Below are 16,356 nucleotides of genomic sequence, written 5' to 3'. Positions count from 1 at the left end.
TAAAGGGAGTCAGAGGATTCTCTCAAGGACTATCGCAGTCAAAGCTCCAACCGCCATTCCTGACTCTAAGATGCTTGCTACGACCTTTGGAAACGCCGCCAGGAACTCCGCCGGGAGCTGTGGTGCGCCGAGGCCGGCTATCAGTGCGGCGGCCAGTATCAGCGTGTTCCTGTCAGTAAACTCGACCCTCTCCTTTATCAGCCTCAGACCGGTAACGCTTATCATTCCGTAGAGCGCCAGAGTTAATCCCCCAAGAACGGGAGCGGGCATTGAGGCGAGGATTCCGGCAAACTTCGGGAGCAGGGAGAGGAATATTAGAATAATCGCCCCCATCTGCACCACGTACCTGCTACCGACCTTGGTGAGCGCAACGACGCCTATGTTCTCGGAGTAGCTCGTCGTCCCGCACGCTCCGAGGAGGCCCGCTATCGAACAGGCCAGGCCTTCGCTGCCTATTCCCCTCGCTATGTGCTTACCCGTTACCTCCGAGCCCGTAACGGCCGCTATCGCGTGGTAGTCCCCGACGCTCTCTATGATGCTCACCATGAAGGCGAAGAGGAGCAGGATTATTGCGGTTGTGTCAAAGACCGGACTGCCCCACGGGAAGGGCCTTGGGATGCTCACAACCGGCAGGCTCTTCACCAGTTCAAAGTCCGCGAGGCCGAGGGGAACGCTCACGATGTAGCCGACAGCTGCACCGACAACGACGGGCATCGCCTTCAAGCTCCCACTCGCCCTAAGGGCCACGAAGACCGTCGTCAGGAAGGTTATCATTGCCACCAGGGTGGCCTTGATGATAGTTCCCCCTGAGGGGTCGGCGTAGAAGTTGAAGAAGTTCTTTACCGCCACGTCGGCCAGGCTGAAGCCTATCAGCGTTATCGTAACCCCTGTGACCAGCGGGGTGAAGAGCTTCCTGACCTTTCCGATTATCCCGAACCATCCGATGGCAGCCTCTATCAGGCCCCCAACGATCAGCGCACCCTGTACCGCGGCCATTCCGAGGGAAGAGCCTATAGCTATCAGCCCCGGAATGAAGGCGAAGCTTGAGCCCTGCACTATCGGGTAGCGCGAACCCATCGTCGTCTGGAGCAGCGTTGCGATGCCCATCGCCAGCAGAACGGCCTGTATCATGAGGGCTATCTGGTCGCCATTCAGGCCAACTGCACCCCCCACAACCAGGGGAACGGTGACGGTGGCACCGAACATCGCGAGAACGTGCTGAAGGCCAAAAACCAAAGCCTTTGAAGGTTCAACCTTATCCTCGATTCCAACCTTCAGTACCGGTCCTTTCATGGTTTCAAGGGTTTCCATTGAAGCCCGCTCAACCTGTGTAAAAGTTTGTTTAAAAAGATTTCGGAAACTGAAAAAATGGACAGAAAAATGTCAATCACCAGCCCTGAACCTTCGTCAGGACATCGTCCGGAACCCTGCCCTCCTCAACATCGGCTATGGCCTGTTCCAACCTGTTGAGGCCTTCCTCCAGGAGTTCCTCCTCTATCGTGAGGGGCGGCTGAATCCTCAGCACGTTGCCCTGGAGGAACGCAAGAACTAAGCCGAGCTCGTAGGCGCGCCAAACTACCTTCCTCGCCTCCTCGTAGGCCCGCTCTTTGGTTTCTCTGTCCTTGACGAGGTCAACGCCGAGCATCAGGCCAAGGCCCCGAACGTCACCTATGAGCTCGTGCTCCTTCTTCATCTTCTCCAGTCGTTTTTTGGTGTATTTCCCGAGCTTCTTCGCCCTCCTGAGCAGGTCCTTCTCCTCGATCTCCTCGATAACCGCCAAAGCTGCCCTGCTCGTCACGGGGTTGCCGCTCAGTGTGAACGTGTGGCCCAGAGACGGCAGAGAGTCCATAACATCGGAGCGCCCTATTATCGCGCTTATGGGCAAACCCCCGCCGAGGGGTTTAGCGAGCGTTATGACATCTGGCTTTACCCCGAAGTGCTCTATCGCGAACCATTTGCCGGTTCTCCCCATGCCGCTCTGAACCTCGTCCACTATGAGGAGAATCCCGTGCTCATCGAGGATTTTCTTCACCTCCCTGAAGTAGTCCTCCGGAGGAACTACCATTCCAGCATCGCCCTGTATCGGCTCGGCGAAGAGGGCGGCGGTTCCTTCGGCGTAAACCTCTCCCTCGAACTTCTCCTTGAGGTAGGAGACGCACTCCATCTTACATGTCTTCGGCTCCTTCCCGAAGGGACAGCGGTAGCAGTTGGGGTAGGGGATGTAGTGGATCCCGCTGAGCTCGCCGACCTTGGAGCGGACCTCGAAGTCAAGGCCCGTTATACTCATGGCACCGTAGGTTGCACCGTAGTAGCTTCGCAGGTAGCTCAAAATCGTTCTCCTCCCAGTGTAGGCCCGCGCGAGCTTTATCGCCCCATCGTTGGCATCGCTCCCGCTCATGCCGAAGCTGACCTTGGGACTTTCAATCGGTGCTATCTCGGCCAGCTTTTCAGCCAAGAGTAGAGGCTCAACCGGGAAGCCGTAGATGAAGGTGAAGTGAATAAGCCTTTCCGCCTGGTCTTTTATTGCTTGGACAACCCTGGGGTTGTTGTGGCCGACGTTCTGAACCGCCGCGTCGCTCAGGAAGTCTATATATTCCCTTCCCTCGATGTCCCAGACGCGGGCGTTCTGGGCTTTAACGCCCACAATGGGGGCATAGGTGACCCTTGAAGACCTCGGAAAAACTCTCGAATAGCGCTCCAGAACTTCATCCTTCCTTCGGGGATAGTTCATGCTCTCACCGCACTGCTATACGCGTTTGAAATTAATAGCAATTTCGCATAAATTTTGCTAATTTCGCAGAAAAAGTTAAAAGGATAGCAAAATATCGACAAAAATTGAGGTGAGAAAATGCGTACTGATGAGCATCTTGACGAACTGGACAGGATGATACTCCACATCCTCCAGGAGGACGGAAGGGCCAGCTACTCAGAGATAGCCAGACGTCTAAAGGTTCCGGAATCGACGGTTAGGTTGCGCGTGAAGAAGCTCGTCGAAAAGGGCATCATCAGGAAGTTCTCAGCCTTAATAAATCCATTCAAGGCAGGCTACTCAATCGTCGCCTTCATAGCCGTTGATGTTGAGCCGAGGTGGGTGAAGAAAGCGGCGGAAGAGCTCAGCAAGCTCCCTGAGGTGGACGTCCTGGGCATAGCAACCGGGGCGCACGACATACTCATGCAGGTAACCGTTAAGGACCTCCAGGAGCTGGAGAGCTTCCTCATCGAGAAGCTCGGAAGAATAGAGGGGATAAGGAGCACGGAAACGTCAATCCTGACGAGCGTGCGGAAGTGGGGCTACGCGAGGGTGTTTTAGGTCACCCTCTCCAGTCCGTTCCTCTTCACTATGTAGGTATCCTCGTGCTTTATCGCCCCCTCAGGAATCATCAGCGGCGAATGGATAACCGTCAGAACCATGTTCTCCTGAACTTTCGCGGCCCTCTGCGGGACGACTATCGTCGCTATCGGTGGCTCCTCTATGAGCAGACCAACGCCATGGGTGTATCCGGCTATGTAAGCTTCTCCAAAGCCCTTCTCTTTAAAGAAGCTCGCGAGCTTCTTCTCAACGGCGTTGATTGGCACTCCTACCTTTGTCTCCTCCAGTGCAAGCCTGTAGGCCTCTTCTTTGACCTCAATGGCTCTCTTAGCCCTCTCGCCAGGGTCTCCAACGACGAAGGTCCTCGCCATGTTGGCGTAGTAGTGGTTCCAGTCGGCCCCGATAACGACGGTGACGATTCCATTCTCCGGAACTTTCAGGTCGCGGAAGGGCTCAGCGTGCGCCCTCGGCGTTACGGAGACGTAAACTTTGGGGTCTTCGCTACCGTTCAGCATGAGCTCCCTGACCACCTCTGCCGCTATCTCAAGCTCGCTGAGGCCGGGCTTTATGACATCCTCCGCTACTCTCATTCCATTAGCGGCTATCTTTCCGGCCTTCCTGATGTTGTCCAGCTCCCACTCGTCCTTTATCATGCGCATGCCCATCGTGAGTTCTAGGACGTCGACTATCTCGATTGATGGGTTGAGGCGCTCGAATATCTTGAGGAATATCAGATAGGCGTCGCGCTCTATTCCGAATTCGAGACCAACTCGGCTCATGCCGTTGCGGTGTATCCAGCTCACGACGCCGGCCATCATGTCTTCCACCTTCTGAAACTCCACGACGTTTTCAATCCAGCTCTTCTCCCGGAAAAGCTCCGCTTCGCCTTTGACAACGTAAACGACCGGCTCTCCCTTGGCAGGGATGAGGAGGCTCGGCCGGAGCCACTTGGTGCCGGTGAAGTAGATGAAGCTGGAGAGGGTTCTTATGACCGCCCCGTCTATCTCGTTCTTCCTGAGGAGTTCCTGAAAGCGCTCCACACGTTTTCGAAATACCTCGGGGTCACCCCTCATCTCAGTCCCTCCAGTCCAGCAGTCTCTTCTCGCCTTCAATCCTTTTATACGGTTCGATATCCATCGTCATTTCAAGCGTCCCGATGTAGTTTCCGTCCCTGTCAAAGAGGGGCACGTATTTTATGTAAACGTACTTCGGCCCGAGCCTGAGCCAGAACGTTGCCTCGCTCTTCCTGCCCTCCTTGAATGCCCTGAGTATCTTATTGACGATGTGGACGCTCTTCGGCGGGTGACAGAGCTGAACCGGCCTTCCGAGCACCGAAAGTGTCCTGTCGAATATCCTCTCTCCGGAAGAGAAGAACCTAACGCGGTCGTCCTTGTCGATGAAAGTCACGTCAACCGGAAGGGCCTCGAATATCGCCTTGAGTTCCTCAAGGTTCACGTAGCCGGTTCCGAGGTCGATGTCGCCCTCGCGCTTCAGCTGGCTTTTGTCAAACTCCAGAGGACGGCCTTTCAGGGCCTGCTGAACTTCCTTTGGAAGGTTCAAAAGTTCCTCAACGCTTAGTTCAGGGTTGATTTCCCATGGATGGAGCGGTTTAACGTCCTCACCGGGGTCCCAGGCAGGCGGGTTGACCTTGTAATAGCCGATTTCATCCTCCTGCAATCTTATCGCCTTCCATTCTCCGTCTGAGAGGAGGGCTTTAAGGGTGGGGTAGTAGATGTTGTTCTCCCTGAAAACCATGTCGCTGAGGGCGAAGGCCGCTTCACCGGCTTTAGTCTTGAACTTCTCAACGAACTCCTCCCAGGGCATCTCGTTCCGTTTCCTCAAGAGTTCCGCCAGATGCTTTATCATGAACCTGATTTCATCGTGCTTCGTCCACAGGACGGTGGCTATTGCAGTAAGACCTCTCCGCTCGATGTACGGGAAGGTAAGCATCTCCTCCCTGTTGTAGTGGGTGAAGCCGACCTTTCTGAGGTTGCCCACTATCTCCTCCAAGACACCGAGGATTTCAGCTTTCATGCGCTCATCTTTGGTAGTCGCCAAAGTCCTCGCGTAGAGGTTGAGCATCTCGGCGTCCTTCATTATCTCCTTGTTTTCGAGGTAGAGCGTCTTGAGCGGGTGTCCCTCAGGCAAATCCCTCTCCTCAAGCTCCTCCGTTCCCCTAACGGCTTCACGGAAGAGTTCGACGTGCAGGTCGCACATCTTTGCTATCTCCTTCGCCGAGATTCCCTCTTTAACGAGCTCCTGCTCGATGAGCGGAATCTCAAGGGGTGAAATGCCGCTGAGAACTGCTCTGAATTCTTCCTTGAGTTTATTAACATCTTCACCATTGTGAATCCTGAGGAGAAGGGCCTTTAAGGCTTCTTTTTTCTGCTCCCGGTTCTTCAGCAACTCAGTCATCTTTATCACCTTCATGACAGATGTCATATCCTGCTTTTATAAGCATTGCTGGGCATATCTGCCCAACAAAGTTTATATGCCGCACGTCATAAAATTGAACGGTGAAGAATAATGATGCTCGACGTTCGGGGTTTGAAACCGCCCCAGCCGGCGGTTATGATAATGGAAGCCCTCCCCAAGCTCGAAGTAGGGGAAACGCTTGAAGTAATCGGTGATAAGCCCTTCGTTGATCTGCTCCCGAAACTTGAGGATGCCGGCTACGAGATAGAGGTCGGCGAGGTCTCGGGGTTCTTTTTGTTTAAGGTCACCAAAACTGAAGAATCAAGGGAACTTAGCATAGAGGCCAAGGAGTGCGACGATAAGCTTGAGGAGATAACGGAGGAAACCAACGTGGCTAAACTCCTGAAGGCCTACCCAGAATCACTTAAAATACTCGTGAAGTATGGATTTTCGCCCCTTGAGAACTCCATGATGAGGAAGACCCTCGCGAGGACGATAAACTTGAGGCAAGCAAAGAAGCTCATTGGAATGAGCGACGAGCGCTTTAAGGAAATGATGGAGGAGCTTAAGGCCCTGGAAAAGGTTTAAATATTCCACGCGTCATAAAGGATACCATGAAGACCAACGCCTTTGAAGTGGCCTCGCGCTACGTGTATCCCTCACTCAGGCGGAGGCTCGTTGAGATACTCTACGAAAACGGCCTGAAGCAGACCGAGATAGCCCGGCTTCTCCACATAACCCAGTCGGCGGTTTCCCGCTATCTTCGGATGAACAGGGGCGCTTTGATGGACGTTTCCCAGTTTCCAGACATCGATAACGAGCTTCGTTCATTTGCCGACGAGATCATTGAGAAAAAACCGAGTGAGTATGAAATACACAAGAGGCTCGTAGAAATCTCCGTTGAGATGCTTGGAAAGGGCTACGTCTGTCAGTTCCATTCAAAAATTGACCCCGAGACAAATCCCGCGGAATGCAACGTGTGCCTTGAACTTTTCGGCTGAACTAAGGCTTCTAGGGTGCTCTAAGGGAAGGTTTAATACCTTTCGACGCCGATTTTAATGGAGGTGATTGGGATGAAAAGAGCCCTTGTAACCCTCACCCCGCCCGAGAGCAAGAGGCTCATCGCCAAGGCAGTTGTGGCAATGCCCGAAGTCCAGCACGCCCTCAAGCACGGATTTGTTTACATTGCCACCGGCACGACAGCAGCCTACGTGGCCGAGGAAATACTAGGCGAGAAGATAGAGAAGGAGAAGTGGACGGTTGGAGTAATAAGCAAGGGCAGAACCTGCGTTACTCCAAAGGCCACCTGGCCCAAGCACCTCGTCCTCTACAAGGGCGAGCCCTTTGATGAGCCGCTTGAGGCCCTCAAGAGGATGGGGCCGAAGGACGTCTTTATCAAAGGTGCCAACGCGATAGACATCAACTGGAACGTCGCTGTTTTCGCCGCCGCTCCCGACGGCGGAACCATAGGGAAGACCTTCGGATGGACAATAACCAAGGGGGTCTTCACAATAACGCCGATCAGCCTTGAAAAGTTCGTGCCGACGCCGGTCGAGGAGAGTGCCAAGCTCACCGGTATCTACTCCTTCGACTGGGGAACCGGGCTTTACTCCGCCCTCGTGCCGATACCCCACTCCCACCCGGTTACCGAGGTGGAAGCGTACAGGATTCTGGCAGGTGTCGAGGCCATACCGATAGCGGCCGGCGGAGCGGGCGGAGCTGAAGGAAGCGTCACCCTCGTCCTTGAGGGGGACGACGAGGCAATGGAGAGGGCGAAGGAGATAACCAAAGCGGTCAAGGGTGAGCCCTACCTCAAGCCCTACACCGAGGACTGCTCGGTCTGTCCGTTCGCCAAGATATGCGGCCTCGGGAGTGGTTCCCTCTGAGGTGGTGTTGGTGAAGCGGGCTCTCGTTTTCCTTCTTTTGATCATTCTGATGGCCCCTCTTGTTTTAGCTGACGGTGACGGCGAAGAAAACGAGTACGAAGCAGGCTACACGTCCCTCGCGGTGGCAGGAGTGGCAATGATAGCGGTTGGCGTCGTCTACTACTCCCTGACCAAGAGAAAGCTCGTCGTAGTCCACAAGAAGTCCAGTGAGTGGGGCTTTGAGATAAGGCCGGAGCACCCATATATGACGATTTTCGGTCCAGTGTACCCCATTACCATTCACCACGTCCTCACCATAACGGGAACGGCTCTCGTCTTCATCCACTTCTTCTCATGCGCCAACTATGGGGGACTTACCGGAGGCACCGGACTGGCGATGGGCATCGTGCTGGTTCTGCTGAACCTGAACGGGTTCATCGGCAGGTACATACATGGAAAGGTTCTCCTCGCGGCGAAGAAGCACGACAGGAAAATGGCAAAGAGGTTCGTGGGCATACTGGGCCACTGGAAGAAAGTCCACATAGCCCTTGCCGTGCTCTTTGCGATACTGCTGGCCATTCACCTCGCCACTAGTGATTAGTGTCCCATGAACTCTCTTTCAAAAATTTCTTTTTAAATCCCCTCACTTCTCTTTTCTGACGGGGGTGAGGGGATGGACGAGCTTGAGATGATAAGGAGAAAGAAGATGCTCGAACTCATGAAGAGGGCCGGCATGATAGAGGTCAAGCCAAAGAGAAAGGTAGTCATTGAGGTCATAACGTCGCCCGGCTGTCCCTACTGCCCGATAGCCTGGGCAATGGCTCAGGAGCTTGGGAAAAAATACGAGGAAGTCGTAGCGAGGGAACTGAGCGTGGCCACTCCCGAAGGCCAGAGGAAGGCCATGGAGCACAACATAATGGGCACTCCAACGATACTCATAGACAACGGGGTGGAGTTCATAGGGGTTCCGAACTTTGGGGAATTCGAGAGAAAGGTGAGGGAAAAGCTCGGCCTAAAGTGAAGCGCCCGCAAGAACCCAGACTCCGATGGCAATCAGCAGTAACCCGGCTATGACCGAGAGCTCTCTGCTGTGCCGCACCATGGCCTGGGAGAAGCTCTTGCTCTCGGTGACGCTCCCCATGGCGAGCAGTATGACGACCAGTGGTAGGACGAAGACGAGGTTGTAGAGCGCCAGGAGGAGGAACGCAAGTGCTTTCCCGGCCTTGGAGATTATTATCGCATAGACGAGGTAGCTGCCGGCCGAGCAGGGCAACAGCGTAGTTGAGACTATAACTCCAAGCGTAAAAGCGCCTATGGCTGTCGCGTCGCTGCTGAATATCTTCCTCCTGATCTTGCTCTTGTCCCCGACCCGGGACTTCTCCATCAGGCCGGTTATTATCGTGTAGGCACCGAATACTATCGCCGCAACTCCAGCGACCCAGAGGGGCAGGTAGCCGGCGAAGTACAGCAGGCCGACTCCAAGGAGGTAGTAGGAGACGTAAACGGCCGCGATGAAGGCAGCTCCGATGAGGTAAAGCCTTCTCTTCGATACCTCCCTGACCGAGAGGGCTATGAGGAGCATGGTGTATATGACGAAGGTGCACGGATTTATGGAGTCGCTCATAGCTAAAGCGAAGAACTTGGGTATGAAGTCCACCATGCCCAGTGCCCACAGCGCCAGGGAGCTAACCCCAAAAGAGGCCAGAAGGATTATCGCCAGACCCTTTACCTCACTTCTCATGGTAGAAAGTTATCCCGGGTCTTTTTGTGGCTTTCTAAAACAAAAAGTTGAGAACGAAAGGTAGCTCAGCCGGAAGTGGAGTTTGCATTCCATGACGGCATTCTGTGCTCGACGAAGATTTCATGGAGTCTATTAAGGGTTTCTCTGGCGTCATCTTTGTCCCATGGAAGGAGATAGACCTTGCCCCCAACCACCAGGAAAGTCCCGTTGTTCTGCATCGCCGTTGCTAGTATCTTGGGAGTGGCGGTCACGTTGAACTCGCCCTCTATTATCGCGTATATCGTCCCGTTGTACGTTATCGCTATCGCCGGAACCCCCTGAATTCCCGTCAGCTGGTAAACCTGCTGGAAGAGCTTCGTGTTTTCCTCGTTTCCAACCAGCTCATAGTAGGTCAGGCTGTCGTTCCCGTAAGCCTTGGGAATCTCCTCCCTCATTCTGTGGCAGTGGGGGCAGGTCTTCATGCCGTACATGTAGAAATGAATGTCGTTGAGGTATATTCTCGTCCCATTCACGACCACGTATTCCTGGCCCGGAGAGGTTGTTTGAGTTGAAGATCCCGTATTCGAGCTGCCTGAGTCCGAGATACAGCCGGCCCCAAAGCCGACGAGGAGAATGAGGAGGAGCACTATCCCAAATTTTTTCATCAAATCACCCATCTAAACTTATCCCCGGAGGTTATAAAACCTTGCTCCCATTCAATCTCGGTTGAAGCTATCCGAACAGAACGCTTAAATCCTCTGGCGTCAAGGATGTTAGGGGATAATCATGCAGGAGTGGTACCGCTCCAGGGCACTGTATGAAGCGGTTCTTAAACTCGTCAACTCTGGAAAGACCGGGGAAGCGCTTCAAATGGCGGAGGGGATACCTGACAGGGTTATTCGCTCCAAGGCATTCTCGCATATAGTCATTGAGGTTGCGCGGAAGGACCGGGACTACGGGAAGGCCTTGGAGAGAGCGGTGAAGGCTGCCCTCGATATAGAAAACCACGAGGAGAGCACAAAGGCTCTCATGAGCCTAGCCTTCGAATTCCTGAACCTCGGAAAGCCCGACGAAGCCATGAGAATATCCAAGTACATAACCGACCTTTCCAACAGGTCAAAGGTCGAGGCGGAGGTGGCGCTGGCCCTCACCAAGGAGGGAAAGGTTGCCGAGGCCATGGAGATAATTAACGGCATAATGGACGACGATGTTAAGACGTGGGCAATGTCCAGACTAGCCAGCCAGCTTTAGCTCGAATTTGCCTATTTTCCCGCGACATTTTTGAAAATTTAACACGCAACAATCCACAAGGCTTTTTTAGGTTCTCCCGTTTCCCGTCCGGGTGAGAAAAATGGAAGGTGGCGCGATAATAGGACTCATAGGAATGCTTCTCCTGGTGAGCTCGTGGGTTCCCCAGACCTGGGAGACCATAAAGACCAGGAAATGCCCCCTCAACCTGCAGTTCATACTGATCTACGTAACGGCCTCGACGCTGCTCACGGTGTACTCGTACCTGATAGGGGACTGGATATTCTTCGCCCTGAACTTCCTGGCAGCGTTCCAGAGCGCTATAAACCTCACCGTAAAGCTGATGGAAAAGAAAGGGTAGAGTCACTTCCTCTCGTAGAGCCCGACGAGCTCTCCCCACTGGATAACGTGGCCTTCCATGGCCCGTTCCAGTTCTTTCCTGCTTGAGCCGGGTTTTAGGTTGAGGGTCGTGTCGAGACCATAAACCTTGAAGTGGTAGTGATGCACTCCATGGCCTCTCGGTGGGCACGGCCCACCGTAGCCTATCCTTCCGAAGTCATTACGCCCCTGAACAACGTGCACGGGAGCATCAACCTCGGGCTGAGGGGGCACGCCTTTGGGAATCTCCCCAAGCGGGGGAATGTTCCACGCTATCCAGTGGGTGAAGGTTCCTCCGGGAGCGTCGGGGTCGTCCATGATGATAACCAGGCTCTTGACATCGGGGTCTATGTGCCCTATGAATATCGGGGGGTTAACGTTCTCCCCGTCGCACGTGAACTCAACGGGTATGGTATCCCCGTCGTGAAATATGGAACCAACCTCAAGATCCATCCTAACATCCCCTCCGGAATCCTTTGAAGATATGCATCCCCCGCTCAGGGCCAACAAAACCACTAGGAGCGGCGCTAACCATCTCATGTAAATAGTATACTCGACAGAACGTAAAAAGATTTCGGCCCAATACTTTATCAATAGCAACAACATTGTGGTGTTGATGATGGGAGCGAAGCCTGCCAGAAATACTGGCCGATACCAGCGTGAAGTGGCCGGGAGATGCCATATCCACTCAAGGAAGAAGACAAACGTTGCGTGAACCATGAATTGATTTTTAAGCTCCTTCTCCATTTTCCCTTGATGCCCCATGAAGGTACTGTGGGAGAGGGAAATTCCAGCCGATGAGATAGTCGTCTCGCCCAGGCCGGTCTGGAAGTGCCGCTCCTGCCCGATGTATGGGAAAAGGCCGAGCTGTCCGCCCCACGTTCCTGACTGGAGAGAAGCGAAGGAGTGGGTTCATTCCTTCAAGAGGGCCTTCATAATCAAGTTCGAGATAGATATGGCACGCTTTGAGGAGGACAAGAGAGAGGTTCTGCTGTACCTCCTGAGACGAGAGGAAGAACTGTTTAAAGAGGGAAAAATGTATGCAACAGCCCTGTTTCCCGGAAACTGCAACCTCTGCGACGACTGCCCCTTCGAGAGGGGCGAGCCGTGCAAGCTTCCAACCAAGGTCAGGCCGAGCATAGACGCCATCGGCATCGAGATTGGAAGGCTCGTGAAAATCGACTTCTCCGAAAGCGTTTTGTACGGGATGGTGCTAATTGAATGAAGGTGTGAACGGATGAAAATGGACAGCTCTTCCCTGGTAAAGTGGGGAATCTCGCTCATCATGACGCTCGTCTATGCCTTTGGGGCGGCTCTCTTCTACTACCTGCCCGCGAGGGGAGAGCCGAACCTTGACGTGGAGTTCCTACAACTGCTTCTACACTTCACCGTTTTGGCCTTCCTTTTCTGGATAGTCTTAATCCCAGAGAGAAAATCGGGCAAAGCGGTTGATGCCCTCATGCTCACGGTTTTAACCGTTCCCGCAGGGGTGGTTGCATCCCTGCTTTTCCTCTTTGCCGTTACAGGCTTTGGAATTTACGAGGCATGGGGCGCTGAGTACTTTGTGATGGCACTGGTTCCTTTCCTTCTCGCCTACGGAACCGTCAAGGGGCGAATCTCAGCCGTGCCATTCATCTTAGCGATAGCCTACGGTGCTTTAGCGTACGTGTGGGGGCGTGGTTTATGAAGATTGCCTACATAACCCTGCTCGGCCGCTCGGAATGGGCACTGGTAAATACCTACTACGCGGTCGTCTCAAGGGGGAGTAAACCGGACCGGGTCTTCATATTCACGGAAGAGACGTATCGCAAAAAGCTCCCCAGAGTTGTGGAGGCATTAAAGGCAATCTCGCGGGCCTATAACTTCACTCCCGAGATCGAGGCCATCATAATCCCCGACAACAGCTTCCTTGAGGCCGACAGAAAGTTCAAGGAGCTCTTTCAGAGACTTGAGAGGGAAGGATACACCATCGACCTGGACATAACGTCCGGACGGAAGGCCCTCGCCACCGCTGCCGTGGTTCAGCTCAGGGAGTTCCCAGTGGAGGGGATAATCTACATGGCACTCCTCGACATGGACTTCCCGGACAGGCCCTATATGATGATACCCATCCACATGCAGCGTCTCAAGAACTTCCTGGGTGATAAAGATGCGGTCTCCTATTGAGGTTATTGAAAAACCCGAGCTCCAGATCCTTATGAACGTCCTTGGTGAGATTAGTGTGAGCTATCCCCTCTATGACCTCCCCCTTCTGAGGGCAAAGCCGATAGAGACGGGCTACCGCGTTGAGGCCATCGCTGGCAAAAGGGAATTCAACGCAAAGGTTCCTGAGTACCTCTCCCACGAACTGCCCACCTACACCGACTTCTACGAGTGCTTTATCTCCTCGGGCATAATCCTCTACGACAACGTGGACGAGTTCCTCCAGAACCTTGAGCTCTACGAGAGGCTCAAAAAGGGCGTCGCCTTTGCCCCCGACACGAACCTTTTCTACCACCGTTTCATCTCGGGCTTCCGACCCCTTGACAGGTATCAGATAGTCGTGGCGGAAGGCGTGAAGAAGGAGATTGAAAACGCGATGAACTACAAGTACAGGCACAGAGAGCTTGAAGAGATGAGGCGCGAGGTGAGGAATGGAAGCCTGCTGAAGGAGTTCAGCAACAGGAGGACGAAGAGGAGCAGGAAAGCGGCTTACATAGCCCTAAAGGAGTTCGAGAGGCTAAAGGACAGGATAATCATAGCGGAGAGCGTCAAGGAGCCAGCCCACAACAACGACGAGATAATAGTGAAATCCCTCAAGCACTACGACAACATGACGCCCACCCTGCTCGTCTTCCTTACGGCGGACATAGCGATAACAGATGTTGCCGAGATGGAAGGTTTAGAGTACTTCCTCTTCAAGTATCCGCGCAGAGAGCTTGGGAGGCACGACGTTACCGCTTACCAGCTCAGGACGCTCCTCTTCAACCTCGCGGCGGTCTTCGGCGTCATCGAGGTGAACGGGATAACTGTGTTCGGCGAGTTTGGGGGGAAGCAGGGACTGAACGAGCTGAAGCTTGTCTTCCCGACGGAGAACAGGGCATATCACGAGTTCGAGTTCCACCTGAAGCTCAGCAGGAAGCTGATGGAAATCATGAACGACTAAACAGCTTGAACTTTGCGAACAGACTTGCAACCTCCATCAGGAAGATAAAGGCAGCGAAGACTTCTGCAAAGGTCATGTGGAGGGGAGCAATAACTATTGAGGCCGAGACGCTGAAGGCAACAAGCTCTTCTCCTTCCTTGCTCTCGCTGCCATAGCGATACTCAAGGGCAAAGGTGAGCCAGCCGAGGAGAACCACCATGAGGTAGTCCATTCTGAGTTCCATGAACAGGTAGAAAAGACCCAAAACGAGAAACGGAAGGGCAATGAGGAGGCGCCTCATGTTTTCCCCCCAAGCACCAGTCCACCAGCGGCTACTTCAAAGTTCTCCGGGGTTATGATCGAAAAGACATAGTGCTCCGATTCTTCAACCCTGAGAATCAGCCTCAGGTCACCCAACGCCATTAGGGTAGAGTTTGAGGCGCCGTTAAGGTAATCCTGGCCCCAGCTTCCCGAAGCCTTAACCTCATGCACGGGATTTACCGTCAAAAACGCCCTGTACCTGCGCCCACCGTACTCGATGCACACCGGAATTCTCTCGGCGTAGGAGACGTAGGTGGTGCCTTTTATCGGACGGGCGTTTACGATAACCTCGAAGTCCACCGGTTCGTGCGGTGGGGAAAGCCTCAGGGCGAGGAGGGTTATGCTGGCGTTCATCTCGTCCCCGGTAACTCCCGCCTCGAACGAGTAAAGAGTGGCGTTGAGTCCTTCGAAGTAATCAGTGACCTCGCCTGCTATCGCTGCTGGAACCACGATACCGCCGGAGAAAGTTCCGTTGAGCTGGATGTAGGTCAGTGCGGGCCCACCATAGGGCAGGAACCCCAAAAGTGCCAGAACCACCGGAAAAACGAAGAGCCTCTTCCCCCAAAACCCCGGCAACACTTTATCACCGGGAAAAGTTAAAAGATTAAAGCTTAAAAGTTTTACTGAAGCATTCCCTCAAGCTTTTCCACGAACTCCATGCTCCTCCTGAGGTCGGCGAAATACTCCTTAGCTTTTTCGATGTTCTCCCTCTCAACCCTTCCGCCCCTGGCAAGAACACTGGCTGGCGCAAGGAGCTGCACCGCGTAGCGCAGGCTCGTCTTCTCGCCGAGCTCCGCGAGGTACTCGATGGCATCCTCGCTGACCTCGATCTTCTCTTCCTTCGCCCTTATCTTGACTATCTCGCGAATTTCCTCCTTCCTGTAGGGCTCGGTGTTGATTATGAGCAGCCTGTCGAGCATATCTATCGGAATGCCGTGCGGGGCCTCAAGGTCGGTGCCCCTTATCTTCGTCCTTCCGCGGTTCGTCGCGAGGATTAGGATCGGCGCCAGCTCGCTCTCCATGGCTCTGGCCAGGAAGGAGAACGCCTCGATGTCGAGCATGTGAACCTCGTCAATGAAGAGAACACCCGGCACGAGGCTGGCTTTCCCCTCTTCGATCCACTTCTTGACGGTCTCGTCAACCCTCTGCCTTATCTCGTCGCTTATCTCCGCCCCCGTGCTGAAGAGCAGGCCGAAGATGTTTCCGCGGGCGTTGGCAACGTCGAGGTCGTGGAGGGTTACTGTGTAAGTGAACTCCTTTATCTTGAGAACCGGGCCGCTCGGCAGGTTCACTTTCCTCTTGAAGAACAGGCCCTCCTCCTCTTTGGTGGTGCCTATTTTCGAAATCCTTCCTGTTTCCGCGTCAATCTGTATGACGTCGCCCTCCTCGACGCCCATCTCAAGCAGCTGGTAGGCTATCTCCCGTCCTGCCCTAATCGTCTTCTCGTCATCCTTCGTGCGGAGGGTTATGATGACGCTCTCAGGAATCTCGACGTAGGGGTTGAACGGGTGCTTCGTCCTGTTGATTTTAATCTCCCTTATCTCACCCTCGTAGACCTTTCTCTCCTCGCTTATCCTTACGCCTATGGCCCTCCTCAAAGCTTCCTTCAGGAACTCGGTCTTCTTGACCTCGGCAGAGTAAATCTCGCTCCCTGCTATCTGGACGAAGGGAACATCTTCACCGAGCTCCCTCGCTATGCCCATGGCTATCGCCGTCTTACCGCTCCCCGTCGGGCCGACGAGGAGAATTCCCTTTCCGGCGAGCTTGCCGCGCTTGATGAGCTCAACGGCTATTCCAGCCGCTTCCCTCGCCTTGACCTGTCCGACCATCCCATCTCCCATGAACCTGGCCTTTCCGTTCTCGTCGAGGCCAAGGCCCCTTATGTGGGAGTGGCTTCCAATCCTCTCAAAGCTCCTCGGTGCGGTAACTTCCTCAATTACTGGCATGGCACCACCCCCTTAATCTTTCCGTGGGT

At 54.1% G+C, this 16,356-nt stretch carries 22 protein-coding genes; 12 read left to right on the top strand and 10 right to left on the bottom strand.

Going from position 1 to position 16,356, the window contains the following annotated elements:
- Window positions 1-9: 9 nt before the first annotated feature.
- The gene (locus tag TIRI35C_RS04280; protein ID WP_188201866.1) at window positions 10-1,311 is read right to left on the bottom strand and encodes a uracil-xanthine permease family protein; all 1,302 of its coding nucleotides are present in this window, start codon (window positions 1,309-1,311) and stop codon (window positions 10-12) included.
- Window positions 1,312-1,387: 76 nt separating this feature from the next.
- Window positions 1,388-2,731 carry a leucine/methionine racemase gene (locus tag TIRI35C_RS04275; protein ID WP_188201865.1) on the bottom strand — a complete coding sequence of 448 codons (1,344 nt, stop codon included), beginning with the start codon at window positions 2,729-2,731 and terminating at the stop codon, window positions 1,388-1,390.
- A gap of 117 nt (window positions 2,732-2,848) precedes the next feature.
- Between TIRI35C_RS04275 and TIRI35C_RS04270 the strand changes: the two genes are divergently transcribed.
- A complete protein-coding gene (locus TIRI35C_RS04270; RefSeq protein WP_188201864.1) occupies window positions 2,849-3,310 on the top strand; it encodes an Lrp/AsnC family transcriptional regulator in 462 nt (153 codons plus the stop codon).
- Here TIRI35C_RS04270 and TIRI35C_RS04265 read toward each other — a convergent pair.
- A complete protein-coding gene (locus TIRI35C_RS04265) occupies window positions 3,307-4,383 on the bottom strand; it encodes a M24 family metallopeptidase (RefSeq protein WP_188201863.1) in 1,077 nt (358 codons plus the stop codon). The genes TIRI35C_RS04270 and TIRI35C_RS04265 overlap by 4 nt on opposite strands.
- Before the next feature lies 1 nt (window position 4,384).
- On the bottom strand, window positions 4,385-5,725 hold the full coding sequence (locus TIRI35C_RS04260) for a DUF438 domain-containing protein (RefSeq protein ID WP_188201862.1): 1,341 nt from the start codon (window positions 5,723-5,725) through the stop codon (window positions 4,385-4,387).
- Window positions 5,726-5,836: 111 nt separating this feature from the next.
- Between TIRI35C_RS04260 and TIRI35C_RS04255 the strand changes: the two genes are divergently transcribed.
- From TIRI35C_RS04255 to TIRI35C_RS04235, 5 genes are all read left to right on the top strand, one after another.
- On the top strand, window positions 5,837-6,313 hold the full coding sequence (locus TIRI35C_RS04255; protein ID WP_188201861.1) for a DUF1858 domain-containing protein: 477 nt from the start codon (window positions 5,837-5,839) through the stop codon (window positions 6,311-6,313).
- Between the two features lie 26 nt (window positions 6,314-6,339).
- Window positions 6,340-6,726: a transcriptional regulator gene (locus TIRI35C_RS04250; RefSeq protein WP_188201860.1), complete on the top strand. Its 387-nt coding sequence runs from the start codon at window positions 6,340-6,342 to the stop codon at window positions 6,724-6,726.
- Between the two features lie 72 nt (window positions 6,727-6,798).
- Window positions 6,799-7,611, top strand: a complete 813-nt coding sequence (locus TIRI35C_RS04245) for a hypothetical protein (RefSeq protein WP_188201859.1) — start codon at window positions 6,799-6,801, stop codon at window positions 7,609-7,611.
- A gap of 10 nt (window positions 7,612-7,621) precedes the next feature.
- The gene (locus tag TIRI35C_RS04240; protein ID WP_188201858.1) at window positions 7,622-8,191 is read left to right on the top strand and encodes a hypothetical protein; all 570 of its coding nucleotides are present in this window, start codon (window positions 7,622-7,624) and stop codon (window positions 8,189-8,191) included.
- Window positions 8,192-8,263: 72 nt separating this feature from the next.
- Entirely contained in the window at window positions 8,264-8,611 is a 348-nt protein-coding gene (locus TIRI35C_RS04235) for a thioredoxin family protein (RefSeq protein ID WP_188201857.1), read from the top strand.
- Here the strand turns inward: TIRI35C_RS04235 and TIRI35C_RS04230 are convergent.
- Both TIRI35C_RS04230 and TIRI35C_RS04225 read right to left on the bottom strand, forming a co-directional pair.
- Complete coding sequence (locus TIRI35C_RS04230) at window positions 8,603-9,331, bottom strand: cytochrome c biogenesis protein CcdA (RefSeq protein ID WP_188201856.1); 729 nt, start codon at window positions 9,329-9,331, stop codon at window positions 8,603-8,605. The genes TIRI35C_RS04235 and TIRI35C_RS04230 overlap by 9 nt on opposite strands.
- A gap of 65 nt (window positions 9,332-9,396) precedes the next feature.
- The gene (locus TIRI35C_RS04225) at window positions 9,397-9,975 is read right to left on the bottom strand and encodes a thioredoxin domain-containing protein (RefSeq protein WP_188201855.1); all 579 of its coding nucleotides are present in this window, start codon (window positions 9,973-9,975) and stop codon (window positions 9,397-9,399) included.
- 121 nt (window positions 9,976-10,096) lie between these two features.
- Between TIRI35C_RS04225 and TIRI35C_RS04220 the strand changes: the two genes are divergently transcribed.
- Together TIRI35C_RS04220 and TIRI35C_RS04215 are read left to right on the top strand one after the other, a co-directional pair.
- A complete protein-coding gene (locus TIRI35C_RS04220) occupies window positions 10,097-10,561 on the top strand; it encodes a hypothetical protein (protein WP_188201854.1) in 465 nt (154 codons plus the stop codon).
- 100 nt (window positions 10,562-10,661) lie between these two features.
- Entirely contained in the window at window positions 10,662-10,919 is a 258-nt protein-coding gene (locus TIRI35C_RS04215; RefSeq protein ID WP_188203017.1) for a hypothetical protein, read from the top strand.
- A gap of 2 nt (window positions 10,920-10,921) precedes the next feature.
- Here TIRI35C_RS04215 and TIRI35C_RS04210 read toward each other — a convergent pair whose 3' ends face one another.
- Window positions 10,922-11,476, bottom strand: coding sequence for a YbhB/YbcL family Raf kinase inhibitor-like protein (locus TIRI35C_RS04210; RefSeq protein WP_188201853.1), 555 nt, complete (start codon window positions 11,474-11,476; stop codon window positions 10,922-10,924).
- A 223-nt stretch (window positions 11,477-11,699) separates the two neighbouring features.
- On the opposite strand from TIRI35C_RS04210, the gene TIRI35C_RS04205 reads away from it, so the two are divergent.
- The 4 genes from TIRI35C_RS04205 to TIRI35C_RS04190 are packed head-to-tail and all read left to right on the top strand — an operon-like array spanning window position 11,700 to window position 14,081.
- The gene (locus tag TIRI35C_RS04205) at window positions 11,700-12,161 is read left to right on the top strand and encodes a DUF2284 domain-containing protein (protein WP_188201852.1); all 462 of its coding nucleotides are present in this window, start codon (window positions 11,700-11,702) and stop codon (window positions 12,159-12,161) included.
- 12 nt (window positions 12,162-12,173) lie between these two features.
- Entirely contained in the window at window positions 12,174-12,623 is a 450-nt protein-coding gene (locus tag TIRI35C_RS04200) for a hypothetical protein (protein ID WP_188201851.1), read from the top strand.
- Window positions 12,620-13,102 (top strand): hypothetical protein, encoded by a 483-nt coding sequence (locus TIRI35C_RS04195; protein WP_188201850.1) that lies wholly within the window; start codon window positions 12,620-12,622, stop codon window positions 13,100-13,102. The genes TIRI35C_RS04200 and TIRI35C_RS04195 overlap by 4 nt, the downstream gene beginning before the upstream one ends.
- Window positions 13,086-14,081 (top strand): PIN domain-containing protein, encoded by a 996-nt coding sequence (locus tag TIRI35C_RS04190; protein ID WP_188201849.1) that lies wholly within the window; start codon window positions 13,086-13,088, stop codon window positions 14,079-14,081. The genes TIRI35C_RS04195 and TIRI35C_RS04190 overlap by 17 nt, the downstream gene beginning before the upstream one ends.
- On the opposite strand, the gene TIRI35C_RS04185 is transcribed toward TIRI35C_RS04190, so the two are convergent.
- From TIRI35C_RS04185 to TIRI35C_RS04175, 3 genes are read right to left on the bottom strand one after another with little or no spacing between them, the layout of a single operon-like run.
- The gene (locus TIRI35C_RS04185) at window positions 14,068-14,361 is read right to left on the bottom strand and encodes a hypothetical protein (protein ID WP_188201848.1); all 294 of its coding nucleotides are present in this window, start codon (window positions 14,359-14,361) and stop codon (window positions 14,068-14,070) included. The genes TIRI35C_RS04190 and TIRI35C_RS04185 overlap by 14 nt on opposite strands.
- The gene (locus tag TIRI35C_RS04180; RefSeq protein WP_188201847.1) at window positions 14,358-14,960 is read right to left on the bottom strand and encodes a hypothetical protein; all 603 of its coding nucleotides are present in this window, start codon (window positions 14,958-14,960) and stop codon (window positions 14,358-14,360) included. The genes TIRI35C_RS04185 and TIRI35C_RS04180 overlap by 4 nt, the downstream gene beginning before the upstream one ends.
- Before the next feature lie 41 nt (window positions 14,961-15,001).
- Window positions 15,002-16,327, bottom strand: coding sequence for a RuvB-like helicase (locus tag TIRI35C_RS04175; RefSeq protein WP_188201846.1), 1,326 nt, complete (start codon window positions 16,325-16,327; stop codon window positions 15,002-15,004).
- Window positions 16,328-16,356 lie beyond the last annotated feature (29 nt).

Origin of the sequence: Thermococcus camini, assembly GCF_904067545.1 — an archaeon.
In the GTDB taxonomy this organism is placed as follows: domain Archaea; phylum Methanobacteriota_B; class Thermococci; order Thermococcales; family Thermococcaceae; genus Thermococcus; species Thermococcus camini.
The sequence above is the reverse complement of the archived record's forward strand: the minus strand, read 5'-3'. Positions and strand labels throughout refer to the sequence as shown.

Coding starts and splice junctions, on each gene's coding strand:
- TIRI35C_RS04280 (WP_188201866.1), bottom strand. CDS start 1,311: ATGGAAACCCTTGAAACCATGAAAGGACCGGTACTGAAGGTTGGAATC.
- TIRI35C_RS04275 (WP_188201865.1), bottom strand. CDS start 2,731: ATGAACTATCCCCGAAGGAAGGATGAAGTTCTGGAGCGCTATTCGAGA.
- TIRI35C_RS04270 (WP_188201864.1), top strand. CDS start 2,849: ATGCGTACTGATGAGCATCTTGACGAACTGGACAGGATGATACTCCAC.
- TIRI35C_RS04265 (WP_188201863.1), bottom strand. CDS start 4,383: ATGAGGGGTGACCCCGAGGTATTTCGAAAACGTGTGGAGCGCTTTCAG.
- TIRI35C_RS04260 (WP_188201862.1), bottom strand. CDS start 5,725: ATGACTGAGTTGCTGAAGAACCGGGAGCAGAAAAAAGAAGCCTTAAAG.
- TIRI35C_RS04255 (WP_188201861.1), top strand. CDS start 5,837: ATGATGCTCGACGTTCGGGGTTTGAAACCGCCCCAGCCGGCGGTTATG.
- TIRI35C_RS04250 (WP_188201860.1), top strand. CDS start 6,340: ATGAAGACCAACGCCTTTGAAGTGGCCTCGCGCTACGTGTATCCCTCA.
- TIRI35C_RS04245 (WP_188201859.1), top strand. CDS start 6,799: ATGAAAAGAGCCCTTGTAACCCTCACCCCGCCCGAGAGCAAGAGGCTC.
- TIRI35C_RS04235 (WP_188201857.1), top strand. CDS start 8,264: ATGGACGAGCTTGAGATGATAAGGAGAAAGAAGATGCTCGAACTCATG.
- TIRI35C_RS04230 (WP_188201856.1), bottom strand. CDS start 9,331: ATGAGAAGTGAGGTAAAGGGTCTGGCGATAATCCTTCTGGCCTCTTTT.
- TIRI35C_RS04225 (WP_188201855.1), bottom strand. CDS start 9,975: ATGAAAAAATTTGGGATAGTGCTCCTCCTCATTCTCCTCGTCGGCTTT.
- TIRI35C_RS04220 (WP_188201854.1), top strand. CDS start 10,097: ATGCAGGAGTGGTACCGCTCCAGGGCACTGTATGAAGCGGTTCTTAAA.
- TIRI35C_RS04215 (WP_188203017.1), top strand. CDS start 10,662: ATGGAAGGTGGCGCGATAATAGGACTCATAGGAATGCTTCTCCTGGTG.
- TIRI35C_RS04210 (WP_188201853.1), bottom strand. CDS start 11,476: ATGAGATGGTTAGCGCCGCTCCTAGTGGTTTTGTTGGCCCTGAGCGGG.
- TIRI35C_RS04205 (WP_188201852.1), top strand. CDS start 11,700: ATGAAGGTACTGTGGGAGAGGGAAATTCCAGCCGATGAGATAGTCGTC.
- TIRI35C_RS04200 (WP_188201851.1), top strand. CDS start 12,174: ATGAAAATGGACAGCTCTTCCCTGGTAAAGTGGGGAATCTCGCTCATC.
- TIRI35C_RS04195 (WP_188201850.1), top strand. CDS start 12,620: ATGAAGATTGCCTACATAACCCTGCTCGGCCGCTCGGAATGGGCACTG.
- TIRI35C_RS04190 (WP_188201849.1), top strand. CDS start 13,086: ATGCGGTCTCCTATTGAGGTTATTGAAAAACCCGAGCTCCAGATCCTT.
- TIRI35C_RS04185 (WP_188201848.1), bottom strand. CDS start 14,361: ATGAGGCGCCTCCTCATTGCCCTTCCGTTTCTCGTTTTGGGTCTTTTC.
- TIRI35C_RS04175 (WP_188201846.1), bottom strand. CDS start 16,327: ATGCCAGTAATTGAGGAAGTTACCGCACCGAGGAGCTTTGAGAGGATT.